General features: G+C 46.7%; 16 protein-coding genes and 1 pseudogene. 7 read left to right on the forward strand and 10 right to left on the reverse strand.

Annotated elements, in window-relative coordinates; all coding sequences use genetic code 11:
- The 5 genes and pseudogenes from ACTTJ8_RS08035 to ACTTJ8_RS08055 all read left to right on the forward strand — a co-directional run.
- A pseudogene (locus ACTTJ8_RS08035) lies at window positions 1–486 on the forward strand (methyl-accepting chemotaxis protein); the annotation flags it as partial.
- Between the two features lie 290 nt (window positions 487–776).
- Complete coding sequence (gene tgt / locus ACTTJ8_RS08040; protein WP_442720849.1) at window positions 777–1,913, forward strand: tRNA guanosine(34) transglycosylase Tgt; 1,137 nt, start codon at window positions 777–779, stop codon at window positions 1,911–1,913.
- A gap of 150 nt (window positions 1,914–2,063) precedes the next feature.
- On the forward strand, window positions 2,064–2,609 hold the full coding sequence (gene lepB / locus ACTTJ8_RS08045) for a signal peptidase I (RefSeq protein WP_442715190.1): 546 nt from the start codon (window positions 2,064–2,066) through the stop codon (window positions 2,607–2,609).
- Window positions 2,600–4,474: a penicillin-binding protein gene (locus ACTTJ8_RS08050; RefSeq protein ID WP_442715189.1), complete on the forward strand. Its 1,875-nt coding sequence runs from the start codon at window positions 2,600–2,602 to the stop codon at window positions 4,472–4,474. The genes lepB and ACTTJ8_RS08050 overlap by 10 nt, the downstream gene beginning before the upstream one ends.
- Window positions 4,475–4,508: 34 nt before the next feature.
- A complete protein-coding gene (locus ACTTJ8_RS08055; RefSeq protein ID WP_442720850.1) occupies window positions 4,509–6,539 on the forward strand; it encodes a motility associated factor glycosyltransferase family protein in 2,031 nt (676 codons plus the stop codon).
- A 79-nt stretch (window positions 6,540–6,618) separates the two neighbouring features.
- Here the strand turns inward: ACTTJ8_RS08055 and ACTTJ8_RS08060 are convergent, their stop codons facing one another.
- Both ACTTJ8_RS08060 and ACTTJ8_RS08065 read right to left on the reverse strand, forming a co-directional pair.
- Complete coding sequence (locus ACTTJ8_RS08060; RefSeq protein WP_442715187.1) at window positions 6,619–7,296, reverse strand: DUF3298 and DUF4163 domain-containing protein; 678 nt, start codon at window positions 7,294–7,296, stop codon at window positions 6,619–6,621.
- Window positions 7,297–7,437: 141 nt separating this feature from the next.
- On the reverse strand, window positions 7,438–8,166 hold the full coding sequence (locus ACTTJ8_RS08065) for a transporter associated domain-containing protein (RefSeq protein WP_442718500.1): 729 nt from the start codon (window positions 8,164–8,166) through the stop codon (window positions 7,438–7,440).
- 83 nt (window positions 8,167–8,249) lie between these two features.
- Here ACTTJ8_RS08065 and polA point away from each other — a divergent pair, with 83 nt between their 5' ends.
- Window positions 8,250–11,120: a DNA polymerase I gene (polA, locus tag ACTTJ8_RS08070; RefSeq protein WP_442720851.1), complete on the forward strand. Its 2,871-nt coding sequence runs from the start codon at window positions 8,250–8,252 to the stop codon at window positions 11,118–11,120.
- Between the two features lie 280 nt (window positions 11,121–11,400).
- Here the strand turns inward: polA and ACTTJ8_RS08075 are convergent, their stop codons facing one another.
- The 8 genes from ACTTJ8_RS08075 to rseP all read right to left on the reverse strand — a co-directional run bounded on the left by ACTTJ8_RS08075 (window position 11,401) and on the right by rseP (window position 22,650).
- Window positions 11,401–13,146 (reverse strand): galactose/methyl galactoside ABC transporter permease MglC, encoded by a 1,746-nt coding sequence (locus ACTTJ8_RS08075; protein WP_442715184.1) that lies wholly within the window; start codon window positions 13,144–13,146, stop codon window positions 11,401–11,403.
- 21 nt (window positions 13,147–13,167) lie between these two features.
- Entirely contained in the window at window positions 13,168–14,661 is a 1,494-nt protein-coding gene (locus ACTTJ8_RS08080; protein WP_442718497.1) for a sugar ABC transporter ATP-binding protein, read from the reverse strand.
- A 412-nt stretch (window positions 14,662–15,073) separates the two neighbouring features.
- On the reverse strand, window positions 15,074–16,285 hold the full coding sequence (locus ACTTJ8_RS08085; RefSeq protein ID WP_442715182.1) for a substrate-binding domain-containing protein: 1,212 nt from the start codon (window positions 16,283–16,285) through the stop codon (window positions 15,074–15,076).
- A 138-nt stretch (window positions 16,286–16,423) separates the two neighbouring features.
- On the reverse strand, window positions 16,424–17,791 hold the full coding sequence (locus ACTTJ8_RS08090; protein WP_442720852.1) for an MFS transporter: 1,368 nt from the start codon (window positions 17,789–17,791) through the stop codon (window positions 16,424–16,426).
- The gene (locus tag ACTTJ8_RS08095) at window positions 17,784–18,275 is read right to left on the reverse strand and encodes a SoxR reducing system RseC family protein (RefSeq protein WP_442715180.1); all 492 of its coding nucleotides are present in this window, start codon (window positions 18,273–18,275) and stop codon (window positions 17,784–17,786) included. Before ACTTJ8_RS08095 ends, ACTTJ8_RS08090 begins: the two co-directional genes overlap by 8 nt.
- Window positions 18,276–18,369: 94 nt before the next feature.
- Window positions 18,370–20,580: a WD40 repeat domain-containing protein gene (locus tag ACTTJ8_RS08100; protein WP_442720853.1), complete on the reverse strand. Its 2,211-nt coding sequence runs from the start codon at window positions 20,578–20,580 to the stop codon at window positions 18,370–18,372.
- Window positions 20,573–21,238, reverse strand: a complete 666-nt coding sequence (locus ACTTJ8_RS08105; protein WP_442715178.1) for a CpXC domain-containing protein — start codon at window positions 21,236–21,238, stop codon at window positions 20,573–20,575. The genes ACTTJ8_RS08100 and ACTTJ8_RS08105 overlap by 8 nt, the downstream gene beginning before the upstream one ends.
- 59 nt (window positions 21,239–21,297) lie before the next feature.
- Entirely contained in the window at window positions 21,298–22,650 is a 1,353-nt protein-coding gene (gene rseP / locus ACTTJ8_RS08110; protein WP_442715177.1) for an RIP metalloprotease RseP, read from the reverse strand.
- 224 nt (window positions 22,651–22,874) lie between these two features.
- On the opposite strand from rseP, the gene ACTTJ8_RS08115 reads away from it, so the two are divergent.
- The coding region (locus ACTTJ8_RS08115) for an AAA family ATPase (protein WP_442720854.1) at window positions 22,875–23,466 on the forward strand (592 nt) is incomplete at its 3' end.

Raw genomic sequence — 23,466 nt, forward strand, 5'->3', positions numbered from 1 at the left:
GCTGATGAAATCAGAAAGTTAGCAGAAGAATCGAGCGTACAGGGTAAAACTATTACGGCAACGCTTAAAACTTTATCGGGAGAAATTGAAACCCTCTCTGCTTCTTCTAAAACGGCAGGAGAAAAGTTTAATGCAATATTTAGTCTATCAGGGCAAGTAAAAGATATGAGTAGCCGGCTGATGGAAGCGATGAGGGAACAAGAGAACGGTAGCCGTGAAGTCCTCGGTGCAATTAAAACAATTAATGCGGTAACAAATGAGGTACAAGCCGGTTCGGGAGAAATGCTGCGTGGCGGCGAAGGAGTAGCCGAAGAAATGCGCAAACTGGATGACCTTACCCATGTAATCGCCGACAGTATGAACGAGATGGCTTCGGGAGCCGTACAGATCAACAATGCCGTACAGGAAGTCAACGAGATTACGCAAAAGAATAAACAGAGTATTGAAAATTTAGCGAATGAGGTCTCCAAATTCAAAGTAAGCTAGGGGATATTTTTCCGATAATAGGTTAAGGAATGCTGATACGGGTTCATTTTTGAGCGATGTTCGTAACGGTGGGGATGTCTCAAAACGTGGTTGCTTTTTCGACATCCCTACGAGTTTAAAATTAAGTCTTTATACAGTAATGTCTTAATTTTAAACATCGCATCTAAATCTAAGGAAACTGCCTAAAAAACTGAAATTTTTGGACAGTCCCTCTGTATTTTTGCGGTAAACGCAAAAACTCGCGGTGTATGAATATACAGTATGAGAAAAAAAGAGTAAGATATGCTGCTATGAAAGAACGGAAAAATATCTATACGCTTTTGCATCAGGATGCAGGATCGGCTGCCCGCACCGGTGTTGTCAGCCTTCCTCACGGAACGGTACAAACGCCTGCTTTTATGCCGGTAGGAACAGCAGCAACCGTAAAAGGCATGACAAAAGATGATCTGCATGAAATAGGCTTTGAAATTATTTTAGCAAATACTTACCACCTTTTTTTGCGTCCCGGGCTTGAAGTTATCAAACAGGCGGGAGGCTTGCATGGTTTTTCGGGATGGAATAAGAACTTTTTAACGGATTCCGGAGGGTTCCAGGTGTTTTCGCTCTCCCAGCTGCGGAAAATTACAGAAGACGGAGTAACATTTCAGAGCCATATCGACGGAAGTAAACAGTTTTTAAGCCCGGAAATTGCGGTGCAGGTACAGGCTGGTTTTAATAGCGATATTCAAATGCAGCTGGATATTTGTTCGCCCTACGGCATTTCAAAGCGGGAAACGGAAAAAGCTCTTATACTAACCACGGCATGGGCTCAGCGGGCAATGCAGGAATGGGATAAAACCGATGGCAGCTACCAAGGCAGCCTTTTCCCCATTGTGCAAGGAGGTTTTTTTGAAGACCTCCGCATCAGAAGTATCGAATCCATTATGGAGCTTGATCCTCACGGTATTGCCATCGGAGGGCTTTCCGTTGGAGAGCCGGAGGATGTCTACAAAGCCTTTTTAGCCTTTACCGCCGCGCACATTCCTAAGAACAAGCCTCTGTATGTCATGGGCATCGGAACACCGGACTATATTCTTGAAGCGGTAAAAAACGGTGTCGATTTATTTGACTGCGTACTGCCGTCCCGAAATGCACGGAATGGAAATTTATTTACCCGTACCGGACCGCTTTCAATTAAAAAACGGGAATATGAGTTTGATTTTGGACCGATCGACCCCACTTGTTCATGCAAGGTATGCCGTAATTATAGCCGTGCATATCTGCGTCACCTATTCCGCTCCAAAGAAATACTCTATTCCATGCTCGCCACGTATCATAACTTAGCATTTCTGCACCGTATGGTGGGCGAAATACGGGAAGCAATTACACAAGACCGCTTTTCGGAGTATTACTGCGGTTTTCTAAAAGAATATTATGGGCGAGTATAGTTTCGGATGCCTCAGTTTTTTAGAGGTTTTCTTATAGTGTTCGTGTTGCTGCAAGTGTAAAAGGCTGTAAACCTTTGAAAATCAGCTAATGCATTCTTCCGGGGCTTTCCCCTGCTGGAAAAAAACTTCGGTTTTTGGTATAGTGGTGCAGTGAACAGAAAAACAGCCCCGATCCGTTTGCTTATTGTAATCGGTATTCTTTTCTTTTTTAAAAATTATATTCTGGACATACGGCGGATTTCGGGCTATTCAATGGAGCCAGCCCTCTCTAACGGTCAGCTTGTTGTAATTTGGAAACTGGCGTACGGAATTCCTTCCCCTTGGGCAAACCGCTACCTATACCGCTGGCGTATGCCTCAAGAAGGGGATATTGTACTGTATGCAATAGACGGCAGATATGTTATAAAACGCTGTGTGGGGACAGAAGGAGCAGATTTGAATTTTATACTCAACTCGCGCGGAACATTAGAATACGGACAACCGGAAGATTACGCTGTCCTCCAGCTGAACGGAAGAACGGTACCGCTGAATCGTGTTCAACTGAGAAATCTCGGAGGTTTTCTCCCGCAACCCGATCGAAAAATCCCTCCCGGCTTTATTTTAGCGCTTGGTGATAACGCCGTCCAATCCCGCGATTCACGGGATTACGGATTTGTTGCCGCTGATAGTATCTGCGGTGCACTATTATGGAATTAAATACATTTATTCCTAAAAAACGGATTATCTTTTTTATCGGTTTTCTCATTCTTTTCACAGCTGTTATCGCTGTAAAATATGCACGTGTTATGCTTGCGCCGGAATCGGAACCTCGCACTGTTATAAAAATAAAAGAACGGGGTGCCATCGTAGATCGTAACGGAAAAATATTGGCTGCTGCAACCACGTTGTATAATCTTTCAGTCAATATCACCCTCATCGGCGACATTAACCGCTTTGTTAACATCCTTTCTCCTATTATCGATGTGTCGGAAACAGCGCTCCTCGATAAAATTCAAAACTCAAAGTCTCATTTTTTATATCTGAAAAAGAAATTGAGCGAAAATGAAAAAGATATGGTGAAGGATGCAATCCGGGAATATAATTTAAAAGGACTGCGGCTTGAAGCAACGGCGCATAGAATTTATCCTGAAAACGAACTTGCTTCAACAGTGATTGGGTATCTCGGCGATGACGGGAAAGGGCTTGCCGGGGTAGAATACTCGTTACAGAATATTCTTTCTCCGCCTGAAGGGACTGCCGGAGCTGAAGGAGACGGTTATACGGTTGCACTTACCCTCGATGCGTCGATTCAGTATATGCTGCAAAAAATAGCGGAACAAACAAAGAAGACATCCCAAGCGGAGGCGGTGATTTTTTTAGCTGTCGACGCAAAAACGGGGGAAATTCTTGCATATATCAATGAACCTTCTGCTAATCTGGCTCATTTTTCCTCAAGTACCGAAGCTGAACGCTTTGACCGCCCTGCATACTTTATATATGAGCCGGGATCGGTCTTTAAGATTTTTTCAATGGCTGCGTTTTTGGATCTCGGTACTACAAAAAGTTCTGACATCTATACCTGTGACGCTCAATTTATATTCAGAGCTAAGCAGATGACTGAAAAGGGTTCCAATGTTATCCGGTGTTTGCGGGTACATGGACAGGTAACACCGCGTGATATTATCAAATTCTCTTGTAATGACGGTATGGCGCAAATTGCGGATAAAACTGAAGCGTCGGCTTTCGCAGACAGGATTCGGCTCTTCGGATTCGGAAAAAAGACCGGTATCGAACTCCCCGGAGAGGCTGCCGGATTGTTTGCTCCGGTGTCGGCATGGTCTGCCCGTACCAAACATACTATTGCTATCGGTCAAGAGATCGGGGTTACCACCCTTCAGATTATGCAGGCAGCAACAGCCTTTACCAATCAAGGGAAAACCTTAAAGTTGAGTTTGATTTCCGAAATACGTGATTCATCCGGGAAAACAGTATACCGGCATAAACCGAAGCCGTTGACGCAAGTTGTTTCTGCACAAACAGCAAAAACAGTTTTAAGCTACATGCAGACTGCTGCAGATGACGGTACCGGATCGCGGGCATCTATAAAAGGGGTACCTATCGCTGTTAAAACCGGAACTGCTCAGATGGCAGAATCAGACGGGCGGGGGTACAGCGCCACCGATTATTTAAGCAGCTGCATCGGTATTTTTCCCGTCGATGACCCGCAAATTATCTTATATATGGCAGTGATCCGCCCCGTAGGACAAACATACGGCTCTTTAGTTGCAGCGCCGGCTATTTCAGAAGCGGCAAACGCCATTATCGACTACCGCGGTATGGGGCGCACCAATGCACCGAATGTAACGCATACCGGTATTATTCCGCAGCACCGGCAAACACCGGTAAGCCTCGGCTCCGTCATGCCGGATTTGAGCGGTACTCCTAAGCGGCTTCTGCTCAACCTGTTAACCAGAACCGATATTACCGTAAAACTCACCGGTGACGGCTATGTAACCGGGCAAAGTCCCGCTCCCGGTACCCCGATTGTGAAAGGAATGCTCATTGAACTCACCCTCGAATAAAGCTCAAACCTTCATACCCGATACAGCTGTTTTTTTGCAGAATTGCCGGGACTTTGCCGCCCGTTTTCCCGAACAGGCAGCCTCGCTCAAACTTCACACCGATGAGGAAGCGCTGCAATGCCTTCATGCGCTGCCGGCTGAATACCGGCTGCTCCAAACACGGGCGGACAAAAATCTGCCCACCTTGTTCATAGACGGCACCTATCTTCATTCTCAATATAATCCTTGGGAAGAAGCCCGCCGTATTCTGCAAACCGGCTTCTTTCAAACACGGGAAGTACACAGCTGCTGCATATTTGCAGGATTGGGCTTAGGGTACCTTCAGGAGCAGTACATACATCGTTATCCAGATTCCCACACAGTCATTATCGAACCGGATGCCTCGGCATTTCTATGTTTTTTAGCCAGCCGATCCCTCTCTGCAGTATTTCAGCATCCTCATTTAAGCCTTCTGATCGCTGTTCCGCCGGAAAAAGTGATGGGATTTCTTGTTGCAATAACATGGAATAAGCGGATATTGTTTCAGCATACTGCTTCCGCCGGCATACAGAAAGACTGGTATGCGTCATTTTCCAGACTGACCGAGCAGGACTGCTTAAAAATGAGTACAAATGCCGCAACATTAGAGCTTTTTGGAATGCTGTGGCTCAAAAATACAGTAAAAAATATTGATGTATTGAGCAAGGCTGCAAAGATACGCTGCTTTCAAAATGTTTTTGCCGATACCCCTGCCGTGGTTCTTGCAGGCGGTCCAAGCCTCACTGCACATCTGGAACTCATCAAAAACAGCGGACAGCGTTTTTTGATTATTGCGGTTGATACGGCTCTGCGGGCATGTTTGAGGATGGGAATCCAACCTGATTTTATCTTGAGTTTTGATCCTCAGTATTGGAACTATCTGCATACTGCGGGTTTAGATACCGGACAGTCGGTTTTGATCAGTGAAGCATCGGTTTTCCCTGCCATTCTCCGGCAGCCGAGCCGTGCACTCTTCCTTGCCGACTCATCCGTGCCCTTTGCACGCAATCTGGAGCTGGCTCGGAACTGCGGACAGGAAAATGTCAGGGACACTGGAGAGGATTGCATCCTTGCTGCCGGAGGTTCCGTAGCAACAACTGCCTGGGATTTTGCCCGCTTCATTGGGGCAAGTCCTATCATCATGGCAGGGCTTGACTTAGCATATCCGAACAAGCAAACACACTTTACCGGCAGTACTTTTGAGGAAGCCGTGCATACCCGCTCATCGCGAGTCAGTCCTGCGGAAGAGGCAAATATGAAAAGTTTGATAGCAGCTCATCCTACCCTCCATGCGGATTACACCGGCGGAATGGTACTAACCGACCGGCGGATGCTGCTGTATGCTTGGTGGTTTGAAAATGCGCTGACAAAATATCCCGAAGTAAAAACCTACAATCTTATGCCGCGGGGGCTCAGCATATCTGGAATGCCTGCCTATTCTGCAGAGGAGTTTGCTCAGATTACACGCAGTAGTACTCCTCGTGAGGTTATTGCTCACCGCATACAGACAATCATCAGTACTGCATATTCTGCGGATTTTATAGCCGGAGAAGCAGCACGGAAGCAGCGGATTACCGGTTCACTCGCAGCACTCACAGAAGAAGCAGCTGTACTTGCTGCACAAGCAGAACAGGCGGAAATCTTATCCCGCCGTTTAATCGAATCCTACGGCAGCACCGTGAGCAATACCGCAGCTACCGATGAAGGAGATACCGGCACCGGAGAAAAAATTCCCGGCGATATGCTGTCAAATAATGGCTCCTCAGATAACACACCGGACACTACAGCATACAACAACCTGACAAGAACGCAGGAGCAAGACCGGTGCCGCGCTGCACTGATGAAAGAGCTTGACTGCATAGATGAGTATATCTCTCAAAGCTTTGCGAAAGAGTTTATTTCGGTTCTTTTTTTTAATAATAATGAAAAAGAAACAGATCAGACAGAAGGAATTACTCAATCCATTGCTGCGGCAGAAAAAACATACAAGCGTATCCGGCAGCTGGCACTGCAAATGCACAAAATCTGCGTCTCTATGGTTGAATAAAGATAAACCGCATACCAAGGATGCAGAGGAAAAGCACTGCCGAATGCTGACCGAAAAACATTATGAGAATGGAAACGCTTTACTTAAAAAGTGTCAGCGGCACAACAATTTCCGGCATACCGGAAGAGTACGGTGCAACTTGATATTGATTAAAGACAAAGCGGACTTGATTCTTTTCCAGCTTAAACACGGCAAAATTCTCTTGTTTAGGTTCCGTGCCTTGGGTGATCCAGTCATCAGTTGAAGTAAGTTCCCGTTTTTTAACCTGTGTACTCAGCTGTTTCTGCGCCTCTGCCGACAGCACGGAAAGCCAATCCTTCCGGGTAGGCTTCACAAGTTCTTCCAGCGAAAGCAACTTCTTCGTCTGTTTGCTGTAGGTTATGGGAATCAGTGTAGTTTCTCCGTGAGCGCCGCCCGTAAACCGGTATATCTTTAATAGAAAGCTGATATACACTGTATCTTCATATAGAGAGCCGTTTTCTATGTCGAACTCAAATACTTGGGAATAGGCGGGGGTTTCAGCTGCAAAAAACTCTTTGTTAAAGGTCTGTAGTTCCTGCTGCACAATCTGTGCCAACTGTGCATTCAGCATGGGTTCAGAGTCAAAAAGCGGATAGTCAATATCAACTTCATAGCTGATCTTGGGTGTTTTGGACTTATCTTTGTCTTTTGCAAAGACTGAAAACGGTAAGCCGGCAAACAAAAGCAGCAAAGCCGGTAAAGCAGCCTTGCTAATGATACGATATGTTCTTTTCATAAGACCTCCTCGGCAGTTTGAGTCTATGTATGTTTTCTGTTTTGCTTTAGACAAGATAACAATGCTCAACAAGATGCCGACATATCAATAATATGAATAAGAATAATCTAAAACCGGAAAAAGTTACAGTAGTGCAACCATTTATTCAGATAGCCCCTCCGCACGGATGACAACTTGATCAATACGCTGTCCGGTCATACTCAATACCGTACACGTGGAGGACCCGATGGTAATGCTGTCTCCCGGACGGGGTATGGCATCCATGCGTGTCAATAAATACCCTGCAAGAGTGTAGTAGTCTTCATGCGGTGTCCGTTCGATTTCTTCCAAAAGATGGAGCGCTTGTACCTCATCAAGGCTCATCTGTGCGCTTACGATAACACCGCCGTCGGCTTGCTTTAAAAGTTCTTGCTTGCGCTGACCGCCATTAGAGCTGCTTTCATTCAGCAGCACGGACAGTAAGCCGTTTTTTGTAACAAAGCCTTCAATGCCGCCGTATTCATCAATAATGCAGGCTGTATTCACTTTTTGATCTTTCAGTAATTCGAGCGTGTGGCCAATGGTTTGAGATTCAGGAATAAAAAGAGGCTTTGTTACTATCTTTTGAAGAGGAGGAGAGGGCTGTTCGAGTCTACTTAAAAGATAATCCCGGACATTGAGTATACCGATCACCGTGTCGATTTTTCCGGCACATACGGGAAAATAACAAAAATTTGAATACTTTTTTATCAATGCCAGAACCGTTTCAGCTGCTGCGGTAATGTCAATCCACACAATATCGGAACGATAGGTCATGCAGCTGCCGATTTTCCGGTGCTGAGGCAAGAATATCTGTTTTGTAGTATGCTGCGCTGTCAAAGGGAACTTCATAGAATAAGTATACCACAAGCCGGCGCGTCTGTCTAAAACTGATATATTTGCGCCATGAGTGTTTTTATGATACACTGCGCAGTATGACATTTGATGAACAAAATACCCTTTACTTGCTGGATAGTTATGGACTTATTTACCGCTCTTATTTTGCGTTTGCCGGGCATCCGCTGACAAATAAAGCAGGAGAAAATGTTTCTGCGCTGTACGGTTTTTTTAGAAGTTTGGCGATGATTTTAAAGACCTTCCGCCCGCAGTATTTTCTTGCTGCATTTGATTCCCGCACACCGACATTTCGGCACAGCCTCTATCCTGAATATAAAGCTACCCGGGATAAGACCCCGGAAGATTTACACGCACAGATTCCTCATATCGAAAAAATTTTACAAATACTCGGTATCGCCTGTTTCCGCCAAGACGGATTTGAAGCGGATGATATTATTGCAACCCTTGCCCGCCGTGCTGAACAGGAACGGCGCCGCTGTGTGATTATTTCGGCTGATAAAGACTTGATGCAGCTGGTAAGCGATTTTGTGAGCGTACTCAAACCCGATAAAAGTGAGGTATTAGCTCACTGCGGTATTGACGAGGTAAAGGAGCATTGGGGGGTTGAACCTGCGCAGATGCTTGACTACCTTTCGCTCATTGGGGATAGTTCGGATAATATTCCCGGTGTGCCGGGGGTTGGACCGAAAACAGCGGTAAAACTTCTGCATGATTACGGCACACTGGATTCCGTGTATGAGCATATCGATTCTCTTACCGGCGCTGTGCAGAAAAAACTGATTGCCGGAAAGGAGTCAGCTTATTTTTCAAAGAAACTGATAACACTGGTAACTGATGTCCCGATTGCAGAGCCGCTCAGTGCGTATAATTGTGCCGCTTTGCACTATACGGAAACAGCAGCATTGCTGAAAGACTATGAGCTGCCGCATCTCGGTGACTTGTATCTCAAAACTGCCGATGCTGTGCATAGCAAGGATGGGGTAGGGGCTTTGGCAGGAGCCGCCGGTATTGGGGGGGCTGCCGGCAGTTCCGCTGCCGCTCATAGTGCTGCTGGAGGAGTCGTCGGTAGTGCTGGTACCGCGGGTAGCGCTGGATCAGCTGCGCCGGATAGTTCCGAAGCGCCCGTACTGCGGAAAAACACCGGAGAATACCGCACGGTAACGGATTCAAACGAGCTGGCTGCACTGATTGCTGCAGCGGAAACCCAAGGTTTTGCTGCTTTTGACTGCGAGACAACGGGGCTTAATCCTCTGCAGGATGCTTTGGTTGGTTTTTCGCTCAGTCTTACAGCAGGCTCCGGTGTTTACGTGCCGCTCAAGGCTCCGGCACCTGAGCTGGGCGAACAGCCGTGCGCAGTGATGGACAGTACCGCTGCAAAAGAGCTGCTTGCACGGCTTTGGCATAATGAACAGCTCACCCTCATACTGCACAATGGCAAGTTCGATTATCAAGTGCTGCGGACAGCCGGAGTGTTTACCGAAGCCCGCTGCCGGCTCTTTGATACTATGATCGCTGCATGGCTGCTTGAACCTGACCGTATGGGGTTTGGACTGGAGAGCCTTGCCGAAACACAGCTGGGGCTGCAAGGGCTGGAGTATATGGATGTGGTGCCGAAGGGCAAGACATTTGCGGAAGTACCGATGCCCCTTGCAACCAGCTACGCTGCAGAAGATGCAGATTTTACATTGCAGCTGTATCATATTTATAAGCCCTCGCTTGAAGAGGCTCAGCTTACGGCATTGTTTGAAACGCTGGAGATGCCGCTCATGCCGCTTCTTGCAGAGATGGAAATGAGGGGTATCTTTCTTAAAAAGGAAGAACTGTACGCTTTCTCTCAAGAATTGGCGGAAAAACTTACAATGGAAGAAGCCGCAATCTATAAACTGGTAGGGCATCCGTTTAATATCGCCTCACCCAAGCAGTTGCAGGAGGTACTGTTTACCGAACGGAAATTACCTCCGGGAAAAAAGACAAAAACCGGCTATTCTACGGATATTTCTGTTTTGGAAGAACTCGCTGCTTTGGACGAACTGCCTGCAAAGATTGTCGATTACCGCGCCTCTGCCAAACTGAAAACCGGATATGCAGATGCCTTGCCGCTGCTTGCCGATGGAAACGGACGTATTCATACGAGCTTTATTCAGACTGGTACTGCGACAGGCAGACTTTCAAGCCGCGATCCTAATTTGCAGAATATTCCGATTAGGGGAGAGGAGGGGAGAAAAATCCGCGGCGCATTTTACGCTGCGGAAGGGTGTCAGCTTGTTTCTGCTGACTATGCCCAGATTGAGCTGGTTATCTTGGCTCATTTTTCTCATGATGAAAATTTAGTTAACGCATTTCGGCAGGGGATTGATGTTCACGCAGCAACAGCATCGCTTATCTTTAATGTACCGATTGAAAATGTGATGCCGGACATGCGCCGCATTGCAAAAGTGATTAACTTCGGGGTTATTTACGGCATGAGTGCTTTCCGGCTTGCTAATCAACTGCGGATATCCCGTACCGAGGCGGCGGAGTTTATTACCCGCTATTTTACGATGTATTCAGGTGTTACCGGTTTTATGGAGCACCTCAAGGAGTCTGCAGCGGAAAAAGGCTTTGCGGAAACCCTCATGGGGAGGCGGCGCTTTATCCGGGCTATTACCAGTAGAAATCAAACCCAGCGTGCTGCGGCAGAGCGGATAGCTATCAACACGCCTATCCAGGGCTCTGCTGCCGACATTGTGAAAGCTGCTATGCTCAGCGTAGACCGTGCCTTAAAAGCGCAGAAGCTGTCCGCGCGTCTTTTGCTGCAAGTACACGATGAGCTGATCCTTGAAGCACCTGCTCACGAGGTAGAAGCCGTAAAGGTGCTATTAAGGAAGGAAATGGAAAGCGTCGTCACCCTGGAAGTGCCGCTTCGAGTAGGGATTGAATCAGGCAGTTGTTGGGGGGCATTTCACTAAGTCTCTGAGCATCTATCGTGTTTTACGGCATACGGTCATATCGCAGCTGATGCTGAATGGAGAATGAAGGTAAAGCAGCCGGATAGCCGCTCAAAACCTTCGCCCCCGCCGCAGCGGATGTATATCGACAAAGGGGCACTACGGAGGAGTACTGCTCAACAGTACCCTCCGTAGAGGGATCATTCAACCTGTTCAGAAAGGCACCTTTCCGAACAGGTCGATCTCAGCAGATTTTACTTGGACACCTTCTAAAAACTCAGGTATGGTTTTTAGAGGCTCCCTACTTCTTCTTTAAATATTTTACGCTGTCGAGTGCAACAGCTGCGATGATGATAAAGCCTTTAAATACAAACTGTAAGTTCGTATCAATACCGAGGAAGGTTAGGCAGTAGGTTAATCCGGTAAAGATAATAACGCCGAGCACAGCTCCTTCTAGTTTACCAATACCGCCGTTGAACGAAATACCGCCGACAACACAGGCAGCGATAGCGTCCAGCTCATAGCCCTGACCGGTACCGGCGCTTGCATTCGCCTTAAATGCTTCAAAGAAGGCTCCAAGACCGTAGAAAATACCTGCCATAATAAATACGCTCATGGTCACCTTGAATACGCTGATACCGCTCACGCTTGCCGCTTCTGCGTTGCCGCCAACCGCGTACATATTTTTGCCGAGTACGGTTTTATTCCAGATAAACCATGCAATGATAATGGCTATTATTGCCGGGATAATGAGTTTGGGGAAGGTGACCAATTCACCGTTTACGACACCAAGCTCCCATCTGCCGCCGAAGAAGTCTTTTATATCAGCATCGATGGAGCCTACCGGAGTACCGCTGGTGCCGAAGAATAAAAGACCGTAAATGATCAGCTGGGTTGCGAGGGTAGAAATGAAGGGGTGAATTTTCAGCCATGCGGAAAAGAAACCGGCAAAGGCACTGAAAACAACACAGAGGATAACGGAAATACTCACCGAAAGCAGGACCCGTATCGGCATCGCAATCGCGGTAAAGTCCCATGGTCCCATGCCGAAGAATGTTACAATATTTTGTCCCGGATGGAGGATTAAACCGGTAACGACAGCACCCATTGCAACCATACGCCCAACGCTTAAATCCGTACCAGCGAGTAGAATAAGCCCTGCAACACCCAGCGCATAGAACATACGGACAGAAGACTGTTCCAAAATAGTCAAAATATTGGAAAGCGTTAGCAAATTACCGCTTCCCGACAGGGGGGCTACAATGATACACACCACAAAGAAGATTGCTATCGCAATGTACAAACCGTTTGCCAAAAAGAACTGCGCTGGAGTAAATTTGTACGCATAATCTTTTAAGCCCAGTACAAAATTTTCAGAAAAACTGGTTTTACTATTTCTGAGGTGGATATTTTTTTGTACTCTGTCTACATACACTTGGTGCTTTGCCGTTTTGCACTTTCCCAGTGCTGTTTCATAGTGATTTTTTGCATCAAAAAGGGCTGACTTCAGTGCATTACCGGCAGCGGTCAGTTCTTCTTGCAGTTCTTGCCGGTCTTCGTCAGAAGTTTTACCGGCAAAGGCAGCTGCAATATCTTGCTTCTTTTTTTCTGCAGCTTCGGTAATCGTTTTGATCTTTTCGTCGTATTCCTGCTTATGGCGTTCAGCTTTTGCGTCTTCGCTTTTCTTCACTTCCTGCTCAAAAGCAGCGGCAAGTGCATTGACGCGCTGCACAGCCTTACGGGTAAGCTCTTTGTCTTCGTCCTTATGTTGAGCTGCAATACCTTTTGCATCTGCAATCTGCTTTTGAAGCGCTGCAATATGCGTGTTCTTTTGGTCAGCGCTCATCAATTTATTCTTACGGATAGCAGCAATTTCCTGCATCAATGCGGAAATCTTATTAACGCCTTCAGCCCGTAATTCGTCCAGCCGCTTTGTATATTCAGAAAGAACGGCATCTTTCGCTAAAAGTTTTGCAGTATCCGCCTGCGAAATTTGTTCTGCAGTAAAGGTATACTGTACGGTGTTTTGTTCGGGTGCATCCTTCATATCATCCTCCCCACTTTATTATTATAGATATCGAGCAGAAAGGCGCAGCAGCGCTTCCTGGTCGGTGGTTGCAGTGTCCACAATACCGGCAAGGCGGTAGTTCGACATAACGGCAATACGGTTTGTAATACCTAAAATTTCGGGCATTTCGCTGGAAACAACAATGATAGTCTTTCCTGCCTTTGCCATATTGATAATCAGCTGATAAATTTCATACTTGGCACCGACATCAATACCGCGGGTAGGCTCATCCAACAGCAGAATATCGGGCTGCCGCTCAAGCCATTTGCCGATAATAACCTTTTGCTGGTTTCCGCCGCTCAATGCACTGATCAATTCATCTGCAGAAACACACTTTGTCCGCATTGTTTTAATCTCGCGGTCAGCAGCTTCCTGCATTTTTCTATTAGACAGCACACCGCATGCTTTATACGCCTCAAGATTCGCAATAACGGTATTAAACTTGATGGTTGCTTTGCCGAACATTCCATTAAACTTCCGTTCTTCAGTTACCAGTGCAAAATTATAATCCATTGCATCTTTCGCGTTAGAAAAATGCAGTTTTTTTCCATCAAGAATCATCTCTCCTGATGCGATTGTACGGAGCCCAAAAATACTTTCCAATAGTTCGCTCCGTCCCGCACCTACCAGTCCGTATAAGCCGAATATTTCTCCTTTTTTTACCGTAAAAGAGATTTCTTTCAGCTGCGGTTCATACCGGGTGGAAAGGTCTCGTATTTCAAAATAGTCTTCCCCCACTGTATTATCAACATCCGGGAAGCGCTTCTCCAGCGAACGCCCAACCATTGCAGAAATCAATTCATTCATATCGGTGTCATGAATGTTCTTGGCAAGGGTCAGTCTACCGTCGCGAAGTACGACAACCTCACTGCATATCTGGAATATTTCATCCATTTTGTGAGAGATATACACAAACGATACACCCTTCTTGCTTAACGAGCGGACAATAGAAAAGAGTTTGATTACCTCCGGCTCTGTAAGGGATGAGGTCGGTTCGTCTAAAACAATAACCTTTGCGTTATAAGAAACAGCTTTCGCAATTTCCACCATCTGCCGCTGCGAAACAGACATTGTCCGCATAATGGTACGGGCATTTACACTCATACCAAGTGAAGCAAACAGGGAATCGGTATCTTTCTGCATCTTTGTCTCGTTTACCGCGCCGAATCGGGTAGGGTATCTGCCCAGAAACAAGTTATCCATAACAGTCCGGTCAAGACATTGGTTCAGTTCTTGGTGAACCATTGCTACGCCGTTTTCCAGCGCATCCTTGGGAGACTTAAAGTCAATCAATTTATTGTCAAGGAAGAACCGCCCCTCGTCTTTCGTATAAATACCGAAAAGACATTTCATCATGGTCGATTTTCCGGCACCGTTTTCCCCCATAAGACCGACAACAGCGCCCCTTTTTACCGTTAGACTGATATTTTCCAATACCTTGTTTTTAGCGAAAGACTTTGAAAGATTCTTAATTTCAAGTACGGTGTCTTCCATAGTATATTCCTTTTTTAGTGTATCCTTTTTTGTAAAGAGTGTTTTCCGGTTTCTCTACTATTTTAATTTTGTCGTTTTCAGAATCAACGCTAAAAAATGCACATTCTTGTACATTTTTTATCTGCGAGCTTGTAAAAACAAACTCTATTTTGTTTTATGCCCCTGACATCCCGTCAGAACGGACAGGATAGCCCGACGGTACTCATTTGCTGCTTTGTAAAAGCGGGAAATGAGTATCGGAACGCCCATATTCCAATCAGCAGTATTTTGTCGCAGAATTGGCAATAAACCTGTTCGGGAGCTTCCGTTTCTGAACAGGGTACTTTCACATGCGATGTTCTAAATCGCGCTATTTCTGCGATTTAGAACTCGTCGACCTGTTCGATAACACAGGTATCGAACAGGTCGAATATTAGTACTTCAGCTTACCGGTATAGTCGGCACCTGAGTTGGTTTTTACCATGTTGACAGCAAAAGCGTCAAAGTTGTTTAAGTTGGTAAAGCGGTCTAAGCAGCTGGATTCGTTTTGTCCGTCACCCTGTACAATGGTCAATTCGATGTTGAGAAGCGGTGCATAGTATTTTAATGCAGGTACATAGGAAGAAGAAAGGAAGTTATCTGCTGAGTTGTAAATTGTCAAGAGAACCTTCTTTTTGTCTGCCTGTGTTTGCTTAATACCGGTGTCACGTTTGCCGCTTGCATAGTTCTGCCAGTTAGCCATGGTAACGCCTGAGTTTTCTGCCATAACAGCTTTTACGTCCTTCCAGTACTGAACGGGAGCGGAGATTTTGTTACCATGTTTGTCAGCAACGGAGATACCTTTGGTATATACATCTTCCCCTGTTAAGCCGTCAAGCAAGTTCCGCAAAACCTGCAAGGTTGCAGTTGCTTGTGCGTCTACGTTCTGGGAAACGGTTCCGGTTAAAACGCCTTTACCGATTGCTTCAATAGCATCTGCGTTTGCATCGTAACCGAAGATCGGTACACCAGCAGGATAGTTGGATGCCTGTAAACAGCCCATTGCCATACCGTCGTTGTTGGAAACAACCATGTCGATCTGGTCTGCAAATTTGGTTGCCCAGCCGCCCATTGCTTCGGTTGCTGCGTTGGCGTTCCATGTTGAACCGTCGGTACCGGTCATTGCCTTACCTTCGAGTTCTACCACTTTGAGTGTTGTTCCAGCAATGGTGATTGATCCTTCCTGCACAACGCCCGGGTCGGTGGAACCTGCCCATGTGCCGAGTGCGCGGCGGATGCCTTCTGTTCTTGCTTTGGAATCGTTGTGTCCTACGTCACCGATGCAGAGTACATAGCCTACAACACCGTCGCCGTTACGGTCGATGGACATATCAGCCTGTGCAAGGTAATCAGTGATTAATGCTCCCTGTACAGCGCCGCCGCCGGTTGCATCAAAACCGACGTAGTAGGTTTTGTCGTTCCAGTTCATGCTCGCCATGTCAATCTTTCCGCTGGTAGGATCGGACGGCTGCCGGTTAAAGAATACGAGCGGCTTGTCTTTGTTGAGTACTGCGTTGCTTTTTCCACCGCAGCTTGCGAGAACCAAAAGGCTGCATGCTAATACAGCCAACACACTTTTGTAAGATATTTTTGAAATAACTTTCATAAGATATCTTCCTCCTCAAAATAAGTGCTTACATAACAGCATGGCACACCTATAGCTGCTGCTGTTACTATACAAATACTTATTATACTATAAGAACTAAAAATTTTCAAAATCTTTTTTTACTATTTTGTTACTTTTTTATGTGCGTTGTACCTCTACGGTGAATGAGTCCAATATCCTCAGTAAAATCAAGCCGCTGAAACATACTGCTGCTGCAATCGGTCCGGCAATACACCTAATAGCAAAGATAGTTTTCGGCAGCTGTACGGTATCGGCATGGTATCCTGCTGCTGACAGAATAAGACCGGCTAGTCCGGTTGAAACAGCCTGCCCTAGCTTACTTGCAAATGTCCATACGCCGTAATAGCAGCCTTCATTATGTACGGTAGCTTGCTGCTGAGCGATGGCATCCGGCAGCATTGCCCACGGCGTAGCAAAGGCAAAGCCGACCCCCACACCTGCAGCGCCGAAGAGTACGGCGAGTGCCGCAATACCGATGCTATGTCCGATAAAAAAGATGACCATAGCGGTGCTGCCGATAACCCCTAAGCCTATGCGGTAGGACATATTTTTTCCAAACGTGTTTGAGCATTTTGCCGCAAGGGGGATTGAGCCCATAGCGGCGATCAATAATACTGCCATAACAGTTGTTGCAAAGGATTCGGCGTGATAAATGTATTTAAGGTAGTAGACAATCATGCCTTGCAGAAAGTTAATGGCAGTAATGTGCAGGGTAAAAACTGCAAGCAGGAGAAGATACGCACGGTTTTTAAACACGGCGCTGTACACTGCAAAGAATGATTGCTGCTGTATGGAAATATTTTTTACCGGCGGTACGGTTTCCCGTACTGAAAAAAAGGTAATCACTGTGGAAATGACAATTACCAACCCAATCACAGCGCCGGCTGCCGAAAACCCTGCGGCTTTGGAAGAAAATGCTGCAACAATCGGCATAACAATGACTCCGCCTATCATAGTGCCGATACCGGCAAAGAGAAAACGGTACGCATTTAAGGACGTTTGCTCATTATAGTCAGTGGTTAGTTCCGGTGTTAGGGCTGAGTACGGAATATTTACCAGCGTCATTGCCGTATTTACCACACAGAGCATAAGCAGTGCCCACAAGAACAGTGCTGCCTGACCGGTAAAGGGAGGTTTTGTAAAAAAGAGATAGACTGACAGCCCAAAGGGTAGGGCGCCAAAAAGGAGATAGGGACGGCGGCGCCCCCAACGGGTACGGGTTCTATCGGAAAGATAGCCAACCATGGGATCGGTTACTGCATCCCATATCTTTGCTGCCATGATGGCAATACCTGCAAGTGCAGGAGTAAGATACACGGTATCGGTTAAATAGGTGAGCGCCCAAAACCCCATTACGGTGAAAAACACATTACCACCTACATCGGCTATGCCGAATCCGATTTTTTTCCGTACCGGCAGCCGTGTATTGTTCAACCGTACTTCTATAACAGAATTATCTACTGTTCCATTCTGATATTCATTCATAGACGTTTACAATTTGAGGTAATGCCCGCTCTTTTGCTCTGCGGCTGATTGCGAAGGCGATGCCGGCACCGGCTGCAAGCCCCCCCGCAATTCCGGCAAAGGCAAGGGCTTCACTGCGTGTCTGTATGAAAATAAGGGTAAAAAAGAGTGCAGAAAGCAAAAGCGGAATACCTACGGCAAAGAGTCCTTGCAGACGGGCTGCCTTATCGGAAATAAACACTTCTACCTTTTTCCCTTTGCGGATATCTTTTCCCGACACATTCAGAGCAGCAACAATATTCCCCTGCACAACTAATAAACCTTCACTTTGCGTTCCGCCGCACGCATGGCAGCCGCCGCATCCGCATCCGGCACAGCCGTTTCTTGTATCGGTAGATTTAATTGAGCAGAGGTCTGCTTCGGGACTGTCATATTCAACGGTAGCGATCTGTGCACCGTTCCGTTTTGTAATCGGCATACTGATAATAGTTCCGGTCTTTGTCATTTTTCCTCCATTTTCCGCCATTCAATCACGTAAGTCACGGACTATGCAACCACAGGGTATTCAATTATGCGGTATCACGCTGCCTTGCACTCGGCTACGGCAATTCCGGAGCGAGATGCTGCACCGGTTGCAAGTTCCGGCGGCTGAACCACGAAAGGGAGCCGTCATAGTTTAAACTGATGATATACAAATCGGTCATTACCGCCTTACGCGGAAGAGCATAATCCCGCGGCAGCTGCTTAATAGAGCGGCGGCTTTTATCATAATACACAAGGTGATTTTTTCCAAGGTTTGTCAGTACAGCTTGTCCGTCATCATACAGTGAAGCATGTAAATCTTCATCATCATACGACAGTGCTGTCGTAAAAGTGCTGCTGGCAGGTTGTGCGCTGTTCAGTTTAATCAGCACCAAGTCTGTTTGCTCAGAATCCTCTGTCTTTAACCGGAAGCATGCAAAGTTCTGGGGCATTTTTTCGTTTGCCCGCAGCAAAAACGCCAGGTCTCCTTCTATATTGAGCGGACTTGTTTCACCTGTTTTCACATTGATCAATAAAACCGGTTGACGGATAATGCCTCCGGTACTTTTGGTTAGCAGTACTGAAGTGCCATCAACCTGCACCGCATCCTGTAAACCGGCTGCTTGATAGGTAAACAGCTGCTTTCCGGTTTTGCCATCCAACAGAACAAGTCCGCTGAAGCGCTGAACCGCGGCAACAGTGTCCTCGTACACAGAAACTGAATTGAGCGGCTCCCGCGGGCGATAGATTGCTGCCGGGCTTTGCCCCTCTTCTGCATAATAAAGGGGGGCTGCCTTTGTATTAGACCAGAACAAAAAGCCGTTCCCGTAGACTGTACAGCGTTCCGCGGTAATATTTTGAATCACCGGTTCCGGAGGTTCCGATGGAGAGCTGCTGCGATAGAGTGTTGTACCGCTGAATAGATATACTGAGGAGTCTTTCACGTCGATATCGCACAAAGTACTGGCGTTACCGGGGTTCAATTCCCGCAAACCGATTGCAGCATCAGCTGCCTGTGTCAAGCGGTAGAGTCTGCCGTCATTGGTACCGATAACGATTGCTGCATCAACGTGCCGCGCTGCGGTGATAGCTGCGGGGTAGGGCAGGGTAAAAGCCGGGGATTTTTTTGTTCCTTGACAAAGATGCCATGTTTGCCCGGCTTCTCCTTTTTCTATCCAGACGGGTAAGCTGTCGGTAATCTTCCCGGCAAAGAGTGCAGACCGGGCAGGATAGCTTTCTACAACTTCGCCTGATGCGGCTTTTACCGTTATGACATTTCCGTTTTTATAGCCGCTGATGAGGGTATAGTTTCTAATGAGTTCAGGATTTTCGAGCCGGTCTTCCGTGTCGTATTGCGCAAGAATTGAACGCTTTGCAATATCGGCATATACGAGCCGTCCTGTTTCTCCGTAGGTTACAATACTTTTTTCGCTTGGACCTGTTGCTGCAAGACGTACAATTCCCGGCGGACGGGGGTAAATCTTTTTGACATTTCCCTTGATATCAAGGATGGTGATGCCTTCTATAGATGCAGTACCGATGAACAGATAGGTACCTTGAGCCGACCACGAAAGCGATACCACGGAACTGGTAAACCGTCTGGAGTATATCTGTTTTTTTTCCTGCCAATCCCACAGCGATATTTTATGCACACTAAATCCATCGGTTTCATAGAGCGCAAGCATTGTTTTCTTAGGATGTACCGCCATCTGTTTAACCGGCAGCGTTGAAACCTGCCATGTTTCGGGACTCATGGTTCCGTACAGATACCGAGTGATAAAGCCGTCCTCCCCTGCTGCAAAAAACGACCGGGAAGCAGCGGAATCCGCAATCGCAGTAACACCGCCGTCAAAACGCCGGCTTATCTTTGAGCGCTGCGCAGTCTGCTTTGCCGCATTCTGAACAGCGATTTTCTTTTTTGCCCCAGTTGCCGTATCAGCGCCTGCGGAATCATAGTCAGAATCAGAATCGGGAAGGGATTCTGCGCTTGATGCTGGATCAGAATCCTCATGTTCAGAGCCGGTATTCGGGGCGGAAGCCTCAGGAGTATCGGTGTTTTCAAGGCTTGGCTGTCCATCTGAATCTGCTTCCGTCTGTGTTGCGGGTTCTGTATACTGCGGAAGATTTTCAGCATCAGCCGTATGCTCTGCAGCAGGAACACCGCTACCGGTGCCTGCTGGGTGCGGAATGCGGCTGCCGGGTACCCTTCCTGAGGTTTGAGCCGACACAGCAGCAGCTAACCAGAACAAGAGCAGTATCGGCAGCGTCTTGAGCAGCTTGTTAGGCATGATCTGCCCCTTCGATATGAATATTCTTATACGAAAGATAGGGGCCAAGATATAATGCATCGAATACCTCTTTGCGTATTCCCTCTGCCCGATCATCAGCTACTGCTTCATATAAACTACGCGGTACGTGCATCACCGCTATTTCATTTTCCTTAAGCCCGTGTATATGAAATTTGAGGAAGATAGGCCCCATCAGCTGCTCAAATAACACTTGCACGTGTTTTCCTTTAATATCCTCTCCGTCGTCAAGAATGAAGAATTTTACAGCTTCGATAATTTCCGGGTCCAGTCCCGCATCCAGTACCGTGATTCTATCCGCAAATTCGGGATAGCCGATCACGGGTGTTTGTCCTTTTTTGACAACTTCCGTTTTTATTTTTTTATCGGTTTCGGCATCAATACGTACCGCCCCAGCGCAGAATGCAAGGCATTCCATCCGCTTTTTTTCCGGTACAAACAACAGGACAGTATTCTTTGATTTCCAGATGCACTCTGTTTCAAGTTCAACATTGACCTTTGCATTACAAGCAGGACAAAGGTATGATAAAAAGCTGCCGTTTATTATCTTATCTTTCAGCTCCGGCTGTGCATCAAGATCAATGGTGTGTTCATGATCAATATCAAAAGAACAGCCGCACTTACAGGTAATTGTTTGCATGGTAACTCCTTTTGTTCATTTGGGAACCTCTAAAACCTTCGTTTTTAGGGATATCCATTTCATTTTATAATGTAGAGAATATCCGCCCAGAGTGCAAAGACAAAAAGCGTTGCAATAAAGGCGATACCGATAAATTGCGTATAATACAAAACACGGGGCGGAATTTGCCTGCGTAGAATACATTCGATACAAGCGGTAAAAATCAGCCCTCCGTCCAGTACCGGTATGGGTAAGAGGTTCATTAAAAAAAGTGATACACAGATCACGGCAACAATCTCGGCAATATTGACAACCCCAGCTTTTACATTTTCGCTAAAACCGTCCGTAGCAAAACTGCCGATCATCGAACTGATCCGTACAGGGCCTGCAACCGCATCAGCCATACTCAAGCCCTTAAACAACAGGCTGAGGCTTTTTAGTGTAACGCCTAACAGCTCGCCGGTTCCGCTCAACCCTTTTTGCAAACTGCGTACAACGCCGGTACCTTCTTCGGTAACGGTGAGATAGTTCCAGCTGAGTCCAAGGTCAACACCGCCGTTTTCCGTGCGGATAATGTGTACCGGCAGCTCGATCGCTTCCCCATTGCGGATCAGCTGCACCAGAGCGGTCTTCTGCGTATAATCCCGGAGAAAATACATGAGCGCCATCTGATTATCAAGCGGCGTGCCGTCAATGCCGGTAATACGGTCGCCGGTTTGTATTCCGCCAATGTCAGCCGCCGAATCCTTCCGCACAGCTGCAATCTCAAGCGGAACATACCGGTAAATACCAATCTGTCCCGCACCGGTTTTCTTATTCAGCAGCGGGCGGATAGGTATGCTGAGCTGCTCACTGTTGCGTTCAACCAGCAGGGTAAGCTCTTCATCAGGATGCAGCGACACGATTCGCTGAATATCGCTAAAGGTTGGAGTGTGTTCACCGCTGATCTGCAGAATGCGGTCGCCGGCTTGCAGTCCGGCATCCCGTGCCGGTGAAGTATCGGTTTGCTCAAAACAATAGACCGGCACAATGCGGTTATCGGTGGTATAATACGTGTGCCCCAGGGCGCTTACCACGGCAAGAGCAGCGGCGGCAAGCAGCAGATTTGCAAACGGCCCTGCAAAGGCAATCAAAATCCGCTTAAATGGATGTACGCTGAACAGCCCGCCCTCTTCTTGCGGTACAGCTGCAAGTTTTTGCTGATATGCTTCTTTAAAAGCCTGTTCGCCTTTCATGCCGCAATACCCACCGATGGGAATGCCGGAAAGCCGGTATTCTGTTGCACCGATCTTTTTGCGGAACAGCACCGGCCCCCAGCCGATGGAAAAACTTTCAACCTCGACACCGCAGAGCTTTGCAGCGATAAAATGACCTAACTCATGAATAAATACAACAATACCGAGCACCGGTAATCCGATTAAAAATTTCAACATGCTGCCGTAATCCTCACAGGGAAACACAAAAACCATGCGGTTTTAGATTGCCCAAACCTCTCACCGCATTATAATTGATATTCAGCTTCTATACAATCAGCCTTTCGGTTAGATTTTTACGTGAGTAAATACGTCAACCCTGCTATGGTAATTGCTGTGAGTGCTTCATAGCGGCAGTTACTATGGAAATTGTCAAATTGAAGGAACTCTGGTATACTTGTTATATGAATACTCCGCGAAAACTGTCGCTTGGCGTACAAAGTTTTAAGGTCTTACGGAACGACCGCTATCTCTATGTAGACAAAACATGGTATCTTGCACAATTAGTAACCGGCGGTCGCGTCTATTTCCTTAGCCGTCCGAGACGGTTCGGCAAAAGTTTGTTTCTCTCAACACTTGCTGCATATTTTTTAGGACAGCAGGAGTTGTTTAAAGGACTTTATATTGAGCAAGCGGAGAAAGAACAGGCTGCACGGGAAAATCGAACCACGTGGCAGGCATATCCTGTTCTCTATCTGGATTTTAATACCGGGTTATATGATAAAGAACAATCCCTCGCACGTCAGCTCAATATGCTTTTAAGCCAATTTGAGGAAATCTACGGAACAAATAAAAATGAAGAAGAACTCTCCCATCGGTTTGCTGGAATTATCAAACGGGCATATCAGCAAACCGGCAAGCAGGTTGTTATTCTTGTAGACGAGTATGATAAACCCTTGCTGCAAACGATGGGTGTGAATGAAGAGTTGAATGAACGGTATCGTAATACGCTCAAAGCATTTTACTCGGTGATTAAAACCTGTGATGAATATATCC

The organism is Treponema sp. (genome assembly GCF_052169735.1).
Taxonomy (GTDB): Bacteria; Spirochaetota; Spirochaetia; order Treponematales; family Treponemataceae; genus Treponema.

Coding starts and splice junctions, on each gene's coding strand:
- tgt (WP_442720849.1), top strand. CDS start 777: ATGAAAGAACGGAAAAATATCTATACGCTTTTGCATCAGGATGCAGGA.
- ACTTJ8_RS08050 (WP_442715189.1), top strand. CDS start 2,600: ATGGAATTAAATACATTTATTCCTAAAAAACGGATTATCTTTTTTATC.
- ACTTJ8_RS08060 (WP_442715187.1), bottom strand. CDS start 7,296: ATGAAAAGAACATATCGTATCATTAGCAAGGCTGCTTTACCGGCTTTG.
- ACTTJ8_RS08065 (WP_442718500.1), bottom strand. CDS start 8,166: ATGAAGTTCCCTTTGACAGCGCAGCATACTACAAAACAGATATTCTTG.
- polA (WP_442720851.1), top strand. CDS start 8,250: ATGACATTTGATGAACAAAATACCCTTTACTTGCTGGATAGTTATGGA.
- ACTTJ8_RS08075 (WP_442715184.1), bottom strand. CDS start 13,146: ATGAAGGATGCACCCGAACAAAACACCGTACAGTATACCTTTACTGCA.
- ACTTJ8_RS08080 (WP_442718497.1), bottom strand. CDS start 14,661: ATGGAAGACACCGTACTTGAAATTAAGAATCTTTCAAAGTCTTTCGCT.
- ACTTJ8_RS08085 (WP_442715182.1), bottom strand. CDS start 16,285: ATGAAAGTTATTTCAAAAATATCTTACAAAAGTGTGTTGGCTGTATTA.
- ACTTJ8_RS08090 (WP_442720852.1), bottom strand. CDS start 17,791: ATGAATGAATATCAGAATGGAACAGTAGATAATTCTGTTATAGAAGTA.
- ACTTJ8_RS08095 (WP_442715180.1), bottom strand. CDS start 18,275: ATGACAAAGACCGGAACTATTATCAGTATGCCGATTACAAAACGGAAC.
- ACTTJ8_RS08100 (WP_442720853.1), bottom strand. CDS start 20,580: ATGCCTAACAAGCTGCTCAAGACGCTGCCGATACTGCTCTTGTTCTGG.
- ACTTJ8_RS08105 (WP_442715178.1), bottom strand. CDS start 21,238: ATGCAAACAATTACCTGTAAGTGCGGCTGTTCTTTTGATATTGATCAT.
- rseP (WP_442715177.1), bottom strand. CDS start 22,650: ATGTTGAAATTTTTAATCGGATTACCGGTGCTCGGTATTGTTGTATTT.